Below are 13,292 nucleotides of genomic sequence, written 5' to 3' on the forward strand. Positions count from 1 at the left end.
AGGAGCATCTTCAGAGTAAAAGACAGGATTACTCACGACACCCCTTCAGGAAGTGGTTAAAATAATTGTAATACGTTCGCGAGTAATAATCGTCCATATTAGTTCGTTTTAGGGTATAAAAAAAGTTCGTTTATTCAACGAACTCTCAAGCTCTTCAGGTTGGACTTGAACCAACGACCCTCTGATTAACAGTCAGATGCTCTAACCGACTGAGCTACTGAAGAAGATTTAAACATGTTTCAAAAAAGAGCTCTTCAGGTTGGACTTGAACCAACGACCCTCTGATTAACAGTCAGATGCTCTAACCGACTGAGCTACTGAAGAAGATTCAAACATGTTTCAAAAAAAGGAGCTCTTCAGGTTGGACTTGAACCAACGACCCTCTGATTAACAGTCAGATGCTCTAACCGACTGAGCTACTGAAGAAGGTTTTCCTTTAATTGCGATGCAAAGGTAGTAGGATATTTTGAATTATGCAATATCTTTGCAAAAAAAATGAAGTAAAATGGATAAAATTATAGGAATGGGCAATGCATTGGTCGATGTACTGGTAAGAATTGATGACGATTCCTTGCTGGAAAAGCTACATTTGCCCAAAGGAAGCATGCAGTTGATACAAGAAGACACCTTGTCTGAAATACGTAAATATACCTCAGGGATGAAGATTCATCGCTCTACCGGCGGTTCGGCCGGCAATACGGTCTGTGCACTGGCTGCATTGGGAGCCAATCCCGGATTTATCGGAAAGGTAGGCCAGGACGAGACGGGAACTTTCTTTGGTGATACCCTCCGTCAGCGTGGGGTAAATGCCTTGCTGACCACCTGCGATTTGCCGTCGGGCATTGCATCGACTTTCATTTCTACCGATGGAGAGCGCACGTTCGGTACTTATCTGGGAGCAGCTGCCACACTGAGGGCAGAAGACTTGTCGCGTAAAATGTTTGCCGGATACAATTATCTCTATATTGAAGGCTATCTTTTGCAAGACCATGACCTGATGCTGCGCGCCGTACAGCTGGCCAAGGAAGAAGGACTTCAGGTTTGTCTCGATATGGCAAGCTACAATGTGGTGGAAGCCGAACGTGACTTCTTCGACCAGTTGATTGTGAAATATGTGGACATCGTGTTTGCCAATGAGAGCGAAGCACTGGCCTATACGGGAAAAGCTCCTCATGAAGCCTTGGAAGAAATTGCGTCCAAATGCAGCATTGCCGTAGTGAAAACCGGAAAAGAAGGTTCCCTCGTGAAGAAAGGCACAGAAGTCATTCAACTGCTGTCTTGTCCGATTGATAATGTGCTGGACACCACCGGTGCAGGCGATTTCTATGCCGCCGGCTTCATGTACGGCCTGACGTGCGGTTATTCGCTGGAAAAATGCGTGCAAATCAGTACCATTCTGGCCACAGCCGTCATTCAGGAAGTCGGTACCACCTTACCTGCTAAGAAATGGGACGAAATTAAGTTAAATATTGAATCACTTCTGCAAGTCTAACCGGAATAATGTGTTTATTTGCAAGGAAGAACAATTTTGTAAACAGACTATATATGAATGCAAGAAAAATGCTGGCCGGAGCCTTTATCGTGATGTTGGGGATGGGCATGACCAGCTTCAAGGAAGACGACCGTAATTTTCAGATATCAAAGAATCTGGACATATTCAACTCCATTTTCAAGGAACTGGATTTGTTTTATGTAGATACCGTGAATGCCGAAAAAATGATTCAGACCGGAGTGGAAGGTATGCTTTCACTGACCGACCCTTATACGGAGTACTATCCGGAAGAAGAGGTGAGCAGTCTTAAGGAAATGACTACCGGAAAATACGGCGGTATCGGTGCGGCCATCCGCTATTATGAGGCCAAAGACCGCATTGCAGTGGTGGAACCTACCGAAGGCATGCCGGCAGCCGAAGCCGGAGTCAAGGCAGGCGACATCATTCTCTCGGTAGGAGGAAAAGAAATGGTACGTGGCGACATGAAACCCCAGGAATTTTCTTCCAAGGTCAGCGAAGCGCTGCGTGGAGAACCGGGAACTTCGTTCGTCTTGAAAGTGCTGCGTCCGCTCAAGAACGACAGTACGGTGATGGAATTTAAAATTACCCGTAAGAACATCCGTACCAATCCGGTGCCCTATTACGGCATGGTGAAAGACAGTATCGGTTATTTAGCTTTGTCCAGCTTTACGGAAAACTCTGCCAAGGATTTCAAAAAAGCTTTCATCGAACTGAAACAGAAAGGTGCCAAGTCGCTGATTATCGACTTGCGCGACAACGGAGGTGGTTCCTTATCGGAAGCGGTAGATATTGTCAATCTCTACGTGCCGAAAGGACAGGAGATTGTAGTGACAAAAGGAAAGGTACGCCAGGCACAAGGTTCTTACAAAACCCAGAATGAACCGGTCGATACACAGATTCCGCTGGCGGTACTCGTGAACGGTGCCACGGCTTCGGCTTCTGAAATCGTGAGCGGTTCGTTGCAGGACCTGGACCGTGCGGTAGTCATCGGTTCGCGCACCTTCGGAAAAGGACTGGTGCAGACCATCCGTCCGTTGCCCTACAACGGCACGCTGAAAGTGACCACTTCCAAATACTATATTCCCAGCGGACGTTGTATCCAGGCTATTGATTATGCCAAGAAGAATGCCGACGGTTCAGTAGCCCGTACACCCGATAGTCTGACCACCGTATTCCATACTGCTGCCGGACGTGAGGTGCGTGATGGAGGAGGTATCCGTCCGGACATCGAAGTGAAGGGAGACAAGATTCCGAACATCGTGTTCTACCTGATGAACGACGACCTGATTTTCGATTATGCTACCCAATATTGCTGGGATCATCCTACATTGGCTTCGGTAGACGACTTCAAACTGACCGATGCCGATTATGAGGCTTTCAAGAAACTGGTGAAATCACGTAACTTTACTTACGACCGCCAGAGTGAGAAGATGTTGAAAAGTCTGAAGGAAATAGCCGAGTTTGAGGGCTACATGACTGAGGCGGCAGAGGAATTCAAGGCGCTGGAAAAGAAGCTCAACCATAACCTGGACCGCGACCTGGATTATTTTGCCAAACCGATTAAAGAATATATCTCACAGGAAATTGTGACCCGCTATTTTTATCAGCGTGGTGCGGCGATGGAACGGTTGAAAGATGATACTGATTTGGAAGAAGCCATCAAGGTATTGCAGAATCCTGTCCGTTATCGGGAGATTCTTTCTGCACCGGTAAAGAAAGATGAACTGGCAAAGAAGGAAGAAACGAAGAAATAAGGCCTCAGAGAGGCTTCTGGAGAGCTTTCAAGTAAGGCTCGGAAAACGCAAGTACGTTTTGTTTCAAACGCAAGTGCATTTGAAGTGAAACGTACTTGCGTTTTTAGTAAAATGTCCTTGTGTTTTGGAGAAAACGCAAAGGTGTTTGATATGAAACACTTAGGTGTTTGAAATGAGTGGAAAATATGATATTTAACAACTCTTACTTACCTTTGCAATAGTAAACTTGAATATTGATTTAGTTGTTATGTTCATTCAATGATAGATTATGTTGTTTGTTATAAATTTCGTTTGGCTTAATATCGATAGCGTGTATGATAAAAAATAAGAAGTTGAAATATTCTTTGTTTACTTTTGTAATATAAGAATAACGGCAAACATTTTATATAAACGAAGAATGGAAAAAGAAGTAAAGGCTTATAATTCCTATAAGAAACTTTCATATATGGATGGGAATCTGCCGGAAAGTGTAAGGCACGATTTGAATATAGATGAATTATGTGAAAAAATCGATTATACATCTTCTTGTATAGGAAGACAATTTCTATATCATTTACTTTGTATAGATAAAGTGTCATCTGTAAATAAGCATGAAGAGCTGGTTGAACACCTGCAGGAACATGTTTCTTTACGTAAACGAACGTCTGAAATTTTGGGCAAAATAAATAAGCCGGAGGCCTATACGATTGTTGATATATTAGCAGAGAATATTGATTATTCACGTAGGTATTTATTTTTACTTCAAGTGTGCCGTTGGCTTCCGTTAATTTTTTCAATCTGGATGTTGATGGCTGCAACTCCGGCTTTACCATTTGTTTTATTCCTTCTATCTTATGTAGGCAATGCCTTTTTACATTATAAGCAGAAAAGCAAGCTAACGTGCTATTATTTTTCTATACCACAACTTTATCGTCTTTTGCTTACAGCGGACAAACTAGCCCAAATAGATGAGTTCTTTAAAACAGATTCCACAATAGGAGATTGTCTGAACAGATTGAAGAAACTCAAAAAAATGCTACATTCATTCCGGTTAGGAATTACATTGCAAAGTGAATCAGCTTTTTTATTTTTCTTAGTTACGGAATTAGTGAATATTTTTACGTTGTATGCAGCAGTGAATGTGGCAAAATCGTTTCTTTGCATTAGGGATGAACGAGAAGAGATAGAGCATGTTTTTGAATTCGTCGGTTTTATAGACGTATTATGTTCATTATCGTTTTTTCGTGACAGTCTTCCATATTGGTGTAAACCGATAGAAAACAGTAAAGAAGAAATGTTGTATGCTCGTAGTATTTGTCATCCATTAATAGATAATTGTGTTCCCAATGACTTATCCTTGTCTGAAAAATCAATGATTATCACTGGTTCTAATATGTCCGGGAAAACAAGCTTCATTCGCACTATAGCAGTAAATCTGCTTCTTGGTAAAGTATTAAGCACTTGTTTTGCTAGAGAATTTCGTATAGACCTATCCCGTAGAATCTATTCGGTTATCCATACTGAAGATGACCTTATTCGGGGAAAGAGTTTCTTCCTTAAAGAAGTTGAGAACGTGAAGAAAGCTATTGATGTGTCAAATAACGGAAAATATCTTTTGATATTTGATGAGTTATTCAAGGGGACGAATACTGTAGAGAGGATAGCAATTAATTATGCTTTGTTGTTGGATTTTACAAAATCTGATCACATCATTCTTGCGTCTACACACGATAATGAAATCACCACCTTATTGCAAGATAAATATGATTTATATTACTTCTCAGAAAAAGTAGCGGATACCCAAATGGAGTTTGATTATAAATTGAAAAAAGGAGTTGACAGAGATGGGAATGCCATAAAAATATTGAAGTTATATAAGTATCCTGATTCTGTTATAGCTATGGCGGAGAGATTAAGGCTAAATTATAAGAATAAAATGTAAACCTAAAGATTGAGCAGAGAGATAATATATAATTCATATCATAATTAGGGGTACAATCGTTTATATAGCATACGAGTTTCTCGGACTTCTTCATCTACATGGCACTTTCGATGTATATGATATCATAGCCATAATAATAAGTAGCCTGCTATTTTATGGGATATGCGTGTGGCTGAGAATTGTGAAGACTAAAAAATAAAACATGAATTTGATAGAGAACGATTACTGAGAGAAGTAGGTAGGGGATAATCATCTAATAATTTAAAAATGCCTTTGGATTTGTTCCTTTCAGAAGAAATAGCTTTATTTGCAGCTTTTGAGTTAGAGGTATTCTTCAAACTGTACGTTTGTTGTGATTAGCGTGGGGTTAAATTAGAAAATAGACATAGGTTTTTAGGTGTATTCTAAAAAGTTGAAATTTACTTATAGATAAATGTAATTCGATGGAAAGTATTTTCCGTTGGATACTTATTTTGTTAACTTTTGAATTAATACGATTTTAAATGGAAGGCGTAAAGTATATAGTTGAAGATAAAAACTGTTTGTTGTGGGGGTTGGCTATTACTACAGTCGGAGTAGAAAATATTGAAAAGGGAGAAGAGTATCCCACAAAGAAGCATTTAAAAGACTATTATTTTTCGACAAAAGAAGGCCGTATATTACAAGAATATCAAATGGTATACATCTCTGAAGGAAGAGGTTTCTTCGAAACACAGACTATCAAAAAGGTGCCTATTGAAGCGGGTACAATATTTTTGCTTTTTCCTGATGAATGGCATACTTACTATCCTGACCCTTTGACCGGATGGAAGCAATATTGGATTGGTTTTAAGGGAGTAAATATAGATGTAAGAGTAAACAATGGTTTCCTTTCCAAAAAGAATCCTATATATCATGTCGGAGTGGATGAAGAAATAGTGCATTTGTTTCATCAGGCAATTGAGGTTGCAGAACGGGAGAATGCTTATTTCCAACAGTTGCTTGCAGGTATAGCAAATCATCTGTTAGGTTTAATGTATTGTCTTGACCGTAATAATCAATTTAATAAGAGTCAGCATATGGTAGATAAAATAAATCAGGCCCGTGTGCTGATGCATGAAAACCTTGAAAGTACTATTTCTGTTCAAGACATAGCAGAAAGAGTAGGAATGAGTTATTCATCCTTTAGGAAGTTATTTAAAGAATATACCGGTCTTTCTCCTGCATCTTATTTTCAGGACTTGAAATTGCAACGTGCAAAAGATTTGCTTCGTTTTACTCAGTACTCAATAAAAGAAATTGCCTATTCTTTGAATTTTGAATCTCCAGATTATTTCTCTACTCAGTTTAGAAAGAAAGTAGGAAAGAAACCTAGTGATTTTCGTGATTGGAATCTCAAAAAACAAGACTGTCTTGCCAAAAAATGAAGTTCTCTTTGCGCTAGGCATTTTATTTTTGTAATGTTCAAAATTAGAAATAAAATGGCTAAAGAAAAGAGTATAAAAGCAGGCCTTTTGGGTGTTGGCCTGAACACCTATTGGAATCAGTTTGATGGATTGTTTTCTCGTTTAACTGGGTATCAGGAGGAAATAGAAAAAAGAATGAGAGGTTTCTGTGCTGAGGTGGTTAATGTCGGTATTGTAGATTCGACCCAGAGAGCAGAGATGGTTATTAAGAAAATAAAGACTGAGGATATAGATTTATTGTTTGTTTTTATTTCTACATATGCGCTTTCTGCAACTTTGCTCCCTATAGTTCAACAGGTCAAGACTCCTGTCATTCTCTTAAATATTCAGCCCTCGGATGCTATAGATTATAATCATGTTAATCAATTAGGTGATCGAGTGAAAATGACAGGAGAGTGGCTGGCATATTGTCAGGCATGCTCTGTTCCTGAAATTGCATATGTATGTAATAAATCGGGTATACGATATGATATTGTAACGGGGCATTTACAGGATGACGAAGCTTGGTTAGAAATTAAAAACTGGGTAGAAGCCGCGTGCGTTGTGAAAGGAATGAAAAATAACCGTTTGGGAATCTTGGGGCATTATTATAATGGCATGATAGATATATATTCCGATTTAATAAAACAAACTTCTGTTTTTGGTACCCAAATGGAAATGCTGGAAATGTGTGAACTGAAATCTTATTGGGAAAAAGCATCAGAGAATGATATTTCAAATAAAGTAAAAGAATTTTATGATTGCTTTGATGTCGTTCCTCAGTGCTCACAAAGTGAACTTATAAGGGCTGCTCGTACTTCGGTTGCATTAGATAAACTAGTTAACGAGCATCAGTTGGGTGCTTTGGCCTATTATTATGAAAGTACTTCTGGCAGTACTTATGAAAATATAATCACCTCTGTAATTGCGGGAAATACTTTATTGACAGGCAAAGGGATTCCGGTAGCAGGAGAATGCGAAGTGAAGAATGTGCAAGCCATGAAAATTCTGTCTTTGTTGAAGGCTGGAGGATCGTTTGCTGAATTTTATGCTTTAGATTTTAAGGATGATGTAGTATTGTTAGGACATGATGGACCTGCCCATTTTCTTATGTCTGAATGTAAGGTAAAATTAGTTCCTCTTCCTGTTTATCATGGGAAACCAGGGGCCGGGTTATCTATTCAAATGAGTGTTAAGCAAGGTCCTGTGACTTTATTAGCTGTTTGTGAGGGAGAAAAAGGTATCTTTTTCCTGATAGCTGAGGGGGAAGCGGTATGTGGTCCTGTTTTGCAAATAGGTAATACAAATAGTAGATATCGTTTTTCTTGTGGAATAAAAAGTTTTGTAGACAGATGGAGCAAAGCAGGTCCTTCACATCATTGTGCTATTGGTGTGGGGCATTTGGCAAATAAGTTAAAGAAAATAGCTTTTTTGTTGGGTATTCAGGTGGTTGAAATAAAATAAGTCTTTGAATCTAATCATAATTCTATGAAAAAATATTTATTCTGTGTATCCCTTTTCTTGTTTTTGTTTTCTTTTATTTATGCTCAGCAACGTGATTCTCGCGTTCGTGATTATTTATCACCTGTTCGTGTTGTATGGCAGCAGAATGGAGAGCAAATTCTGGGGGCAAATAATTTGCTATTGGAGGGTAATGGACAGACTGATTTTGTAAATAAGAATATATGTCGAATGATTAGCACGGAACATGATCGGCCCGCTATTTTACTTGATTTCGGCAAAGAACTGCAAGGAGGTTTGCAAATTGTAACAGGCATGTGTGCATCCCATAAGCCGATTCATGTTCGGATACGTTTTGGAGAGTCTGTCAGTGAATCTATGTGTGAAATCGATGGCATTAATGGAGCTACGAATGATCATGCACTTCGTGATTTTGTTGTTACATTGCCCTGGGCTGGTGTCTTTGAAGTTGGTAATACAGGATTTCGTTTTGTTCGTATTGATTTATTGGATGAATCTACTACATTGCATTTAGAGGAGGTGAGAGCTATTTCAGTGTATAGAGACTTGCCTTATAGGGGGACTTTTCAATGTAGTGATCAGCTATTAAATAAGATATGGATGACCGGAGCTTATACGGTACATTTAAATATGCAGAATTATTTATGGGATGGGATCAAGCGTGATCGTCTTGTATGGATTGGTGATATGTATCCAGAAGTTATGACTATCAATACGGTTTTTGGCTATAATGAAGTTGTACCTAAGAGCCTTGATTTAGTTCGTGATATGTCTGCATTACCAGCTTGGATGAATGGAATAAGTGCTTATTCTATCTGGTGGTTGCTGATACAGTATGAGTGGTTTTGTTATCAAGGAGATTTGTCTTATTTGAAAGAGCAAAAGCAGTATATGTGTGATTTGTTACGCTTGTTACTCTCAAAAATAGATGAAAAAGGTTGTGAGAATTTAAATGGATTTCGTTTTCTGGATTGGCCTTCTAGTGGGAATAAACCTGCTGTAAATGCCGGGTTGCATGCATTAATGGTTTGGGCAATGCAGTATGGAGCTAAATTGTGTGATATACTGGAAGAGTCTCAATTAGCAGATGATTGCAGAAAAGCTTCGGATAGGATGATTGCTGCCGCTGATACAGTTATAGTTCCATTTGAAAAACAGAATGTAAGTCCAGATACTCCGGGGATGAAACAAGCTGCGGCGTTAATGTCTCTGGCAGGGATGATAGATAAGAACCAGGCCAATGATAAGTATTTGGCATTTAATGGGGCTAAAGGTTTTTCGACATTTTATGGCTTTTATATGCTTGAAGCTATGGCTATGGCAGGCAACTATCAAGGAGCTATTGATATTATTAGAGAGTATTGGGGGGCTATGATAGCTCTTGGAGCAACTACTTTTTGGGAGGATTTTAATATAGATTGGGTACCTGAGGCTGCTCCTATAGACAACTTGGTGCCAGAAGGAAAGAAAGATATCCATGGAGACTTTGGAGCTCATTGCTATAAGGGATTTCGCCATAGCCTTTGTCATGGATGGGCTTCTGCTCCGACATATTGGTTAAGTAAATATGTTCTAGGTATTTATCCGATAGATCCGGGGTGTCAAACTGTAACTATTCGTCCTAATTTGGGAGATTTGGAATGGGCTGAAGGAACTTTTCCTACACCTTATGGTGACATTAAAGTACGTCATGAGAGAGGGCAGAATGGAGAAATAAAAAGTGACATTAAGGTACCTGAAGGAATAAAAATAGTACGGTAATCAATTATATAATCATATGAAAAAATATATATGGTGTTTATTGATATTGTTTGTTTTTAGGGCAATGTTGGTTGATGCTCAAATTGACAAACAGAAATTTGCTTGTCCAGAAAAAAGGTATAGGCCTATTCCTTTGTGGTTTTGGAATAATGTGAATATAAATGCGCAAGATTTGTTATTCCAGTTCCGCCGAATGATTAAAGAAGATGGTTACGGGGGATGTGCAGTTTTACCTTTTGGTAAAAATTTTAGGCCAGAGTATTTGTCTGATAGGTACTTTGATTTGTATAAAACTTTGTTGGAAGAGGCGCAAAACCTTGGAGCGTATGTTTCATTGTATGATGAATTTGGTTTCCCTAGTGGGAGCATGGGAGCTCATGCAGATGGAGTACCTCGTTTTATGAATAAATATCCAAATGCAACAATAAAGCGTTTAGATAAGTTGGAGGTTATAGTTTCTTCCAAAAGAGAAAAAATTAGCGTACCTAAAGGTAAACTGATGGCCGTAGTTGCAATGGATACTTTGACTAAACAGCGTATTTCATTAAAAGAATATATCAATGGAGATACATTATATTGGAATGTGCCGGAAGGAAAATGGAAAGTGATGTTTTTTACTTGCGTTAAAGATGGCTCTCCTTTAGTTGACTATTTGAACCCTGAGTCAGTAAAATTATTTATAAAGGAAACTCATCAGGCTTATTATGATCGTTTTGCAACCTACTTTGGGAATGTCATTATTCAGACCTTTTTTGATGAACCAACATTATATCGCGGAAATGGAAGAATCTGGACCGATAAGTTTAATGAAAAGTTTATAAAATATTATGGAGAGTCTCCGGAGTTACTTTATCCGGCTTTATGGTATGATATTGGACCAGAAACAGAGTCTGCTCGTAACCGTCTGTTTGGGATGCGTGCTATTTTGTATGCAGAAGGCTTTATGAGAGAAATTCAGAAATGGGCCGTGAGTCATGGTATATATTCCACGGGGCATCAAGATCAAGAAGAGGTATTAAATCCAGTTAGTCTTTCTGGTGACTTGATGCTTTGTGGAAAGTATATGGATATCCCTGGAATTGATAAAATAGGTGGAAATCGACCGGCGGAACGATTTTATAAAGTAATATCTTCTTCAGCTTATAATTGGGATAAAAATCTTGTGATGTCTGAGACGTTTGGGGCAATGGGAAATCTCTCTGTACGAGAATTATATCATGTGGCAATGGAACAATATGTGAAAGGTATTAATATGTTGATTCCGCATGCTGTTTGGTATGACGATAAGAATGTTACTTTCCTTCCTGAATTATCTATGAGAAATAAGCTGTATCGGGACTCATTGCCTGATTTCAACAAGTTTTTATCTCGCTTGAATTATGTGTTACAGAGAAAAGGCAAGCATATAGCTGATATTGCAATGATTTATCCTATTGAGACTCTTCAGGGAGAACATTTTTTAGATGGAGCATTGGGATTTTATAGAGGGGGAGTAGAAATACCTCAAACAGATTATATTCAAGTGTCTACGTTGTTGACAGATACATTAGGATTAGATTTTACTTATTTGCATCCGGAAGTTTTAGCTTCTAAATGTCGTTCTCAAAAAGGAAGGCTATTTTTAGATAATAAGGTTAATGATGAGGCCTTTCGTGTAGTCATTATTCCGGCAATGAAAACTATATCTTTAGTGAATCTAAAGAAGTTAGAAGAGTTCTGTGATAAGGGGGGAAGTTTGATTTTTACTACTCGTTTACCTCAAAAATCAGTTGAGCCAGGGAAGGACGATGAAGTGAAATATATTATGAATAGATTATTCTCAAAACAAAGAAAAAAAGGGAATGTCTTTTTTATAGAATCTCCTCACAGTGAAACTTTTAGGCAGGTAATGAAGACTTGTTGTACTACTCCAGACGTGTTGTTTCCTTTAGGAAAGGAGTTGAATTACATTCATAAACAAGTAAATGGAAAGCATTTGTATTATTTCGCAAACTTGAAAAATGTGGCAATGCATTCTGAGATTGTGCTGCGAGGGAAAATTCTTAATCCTGTTCTTTTAAATCCACATAATGGAGAGTGCACAGAGGCTAAATATACTTATGAAACATCGTTAAATGGAAGTAAAATAACGCGTATATGGCTGTCTTTAAATGTAGATGAGTCGGTATTTGTAATGGAAGAATAATTAAAATTAATATTATGAGAAGTATCTGTTATTTGTTTTTAGTTTTTAGTTTATGTTTGTTCTCAGTCGAGACAGTTCAGGCTGAAGGCAGTTCTGATAGAAAGTTTTGGGTTAAGACCATGATTCGTATCATAGATCCTGTTTATCAGAATTTAAGTGAGAATCGATTGAGAGAAAATATGCCTGTAGAGGTTAATGATGGATTGAATAATGGAAAAAGAGCCGATGTTACTCATTTAGAGGCCTTGGGACGTTCGTTCTGTGGTATTGCTCCTTGGTTGAATTTGGGGGAGGATGATACTGATGAAGGCAAACTGAGGGCAAAATATATAGATTTATCGATAAAGGCTATTTCTAATGCTGTAAATCCGGACTCACCTGATTATATGACTTTTGATGGGCCGGGCGCACAGCCATTGGTGGATGCAGCATTTCTGGCTCAGGGTTTATTACGTTCAAAGAATGTTATTTGGGCAAGATTGGATAATATAACAAAAGACAGATTGATTAAGTCATTTATTTCATCTCGTAAAATAAAACCTAGTGAATCAAATTGGTTACTTTTCTCGGCTATTATAGAGGCTGCTTTACTTGAGTTTACAGGCGAATGTCAGATGGAGCCTATCAATTATGCTTTGATGAGATTTGAGCAATGGTATTCCGGGGACGGATGTTATGGAGATGGACCAAGATTGCATATCGATTATTACAATAGTTATGTCATTCAGCCGATGTTAATGGATATCATGGCAATATTGAAACAACATAATATTGACTGCGATAAATTTTATAGACAGCAAACAAAAAGATTTATCCGTCAGGCTCAAATACAAGAGGGTTTAATATCTCCAGAAGGTACTTATCCTGTGATTGGGCGTTCTAATGCCTATCGTTTTGGTGCATTTCAGGTATTGGCTCAGGCATCTTTAATGCAGATTCTTCCAGAGACGTTAAAGCCTTCACAGGTAAGATGTGCATTGACAAAGGTTATTAAGCGACAAATAAATGCTCCAGGCACATTCGATAAAGATGGATGGTTGCAGATTGGAGTTTGTGGACATCAGAAGGGGATGGCAGAGGATTATATTTCAACTGGAAGTTTATATCTATGTACTTTTGTTTTTCTTCCTTTAGGTCTAGATGAAGATAGTCCTTTCTGGAGTGACAAGGCGGAAGAATGGACTTCTTTGAAATTGTGGAATGGTAAACCTGTTCAAAGGGATCATGCATTGTATGATTAAAAAATAAGTTT

General features: G+C 38.4%; 8 protein-coding genes and 3 tRNA genes. 8 read left to right on the forward strand and 3 right to left on the reverse strand.

Annotated features, from left to right (window positions below; all coding sequences use genetic code 11):
* Positions 1 to 150: 150 nt before the first annotated feature.
* The 3 genes from BACPLE_RS16865 to BACPLE_RS16875 all read right to left on the reverse strand — a co-directional run bounded on the left by BACPLE_RS16865 (position 151) and on the right by BACPLE_RS16875 (position 426).
* Positions 151 to 224: transfer RNA gene (locus BACPLE_RS16865), tRNA-Asn, on the reverse strand.
* A 26-nt stretch (positions 225 to 250) separates the two neighbouring features.
* Positions 251 to 324, reverse strand: a tRNA-Asn gene (locus BACPLE_RS16870).
* A gap of 28 nt (positions 325 to 352) precedes the next feature.
* A tRNA-Asn gene (locus BACPLE_RS16875) sits at positions 353 to 426 on the reverse strand.
* A 79-nt stretch (positions 427 to 505) separates the two neighbouring features.
* Between BACPLE_RS16875 and BACPLE_RS16880 the strand changes: the two genes are divergently transcribed.
* The 8 genes from BACPLE_RS16880 (at position 506) to BACPLE_RS16915 (ending at position 13,281) form a co-directional block, all read left to right on the forward strand.
* Positions 506 to 1,492, forward strand: a complete 987-nt coding sequence (locus BACPLE_RS16880; protein WP_007564165.1) for an adenosine kinase — start codon at positions 506 to 508, stop codon at positions 1,490 to 1,492.
* Positions 1,493 to 1,545: 53 nt separating this feature from the next.
* On the forward strand, positions 1,546 to 3,267 hold the full coding sequence (locus tag BACPLE_RS16885) for a S41 family peptidase (RefSeq protein WP_040313365.1): 1,722 nt from the start codon (positions 1,546 to 1,548) through the stop codon (positions 3,265 to 3,267).
* A gap of 397 nt (positions 3,268 to 3,664) precedes the next feature.
* Positions 3,665 to 5,188: a MutS-related protein gene (locus BACPLE_RS16890; RefSeq protein WP_007564168.1), complete on the forward strand. Its 1,524-nt coding sequence runs from the start codon at positions 3,665 to 3,667 to the stop codon at positions 5,186 to 5,188.
* 503 nt (positions 5,189 to 5,691) lie between these two features.
* The gene (locus tag BACPLE_RS16895; RefSeq protein ID WP_007564169.1) at positions 5,692 to 6,594 is read left to right on the forward strand and encodes an AraC family transcriptional regulator; all 903 of its coding nucleotides are present in this window, start codon (positions 5,692 to 5,694) and stop codon (positions 6,592 to 6,594) included.
* 54 nt (positions 6,595 to 6,648) lie between these two features.
* On the forward strand, positions 6,649 to 8,076 hold the full coding sequence (locus tag BACPLE_RS16900) for an L-fucose/L-arabinose isomerase family protein (RefSeq protein ID WP_040313421.1): 1,428 nt from the start codon (positions 6,649 to 6,651) through the stop codon (positions 8,074 to 8,076).
* A gap of 24 nt (positions 8,077 to 8,100) precedes the next feature.
* Positions 8,101 to 9,855 carry an alpha-L-rhamnosidase-related protein gene (locus BACPLE_RS16905; protein WP_007564171.1) on the forward strand — a complete coding sequence of 585 codons (1,755 nt, stop codon included), beginning with the start codon at positions 8,101 to 8,103 and terminating at the stop codon, positions 9,853 to 9,855.
* A gap of 16 nt (positions 9,856 to 9,871) precedes the next feature.
* Positions 9,872 to 12,040: a glycosyl hydrolase gene (locus tag BACPLE_RS16910; protein WP_007564172.1), complete on the forward strand. Its 2,169-nt coding sequence runs from the start codon at positions 9,872 to 9,874 to the stop codon at positions 12,038 to 12,040.
* A 14-nt stretch (positions 12,041 to 12,054) separates the two neighbouring features.
* Complete coding sequence (locus BACPLE_RS16915; RefSeq protein WP_007564174.1) at positions 12,055 to 13,281, forward strand: DUF2264 domain-containing protein; 1,227 nt, start codon at positions 12,055 to 12,057, stop codon at positions 13,279 to 13,281.
* Positions 13,282 to 13,292: the final 11 nt, after the last annotated feature.

The organism is Phocaeicola plebeius DSM 17135 (assembly GCF_000187895.1).
Classification (GTDB): Bacteria; Bacteroidota; Bacteroidia; order Bacteroidales; family Bacteroidaceae; genus Phocaeicola; species Phocaeicola plebeius.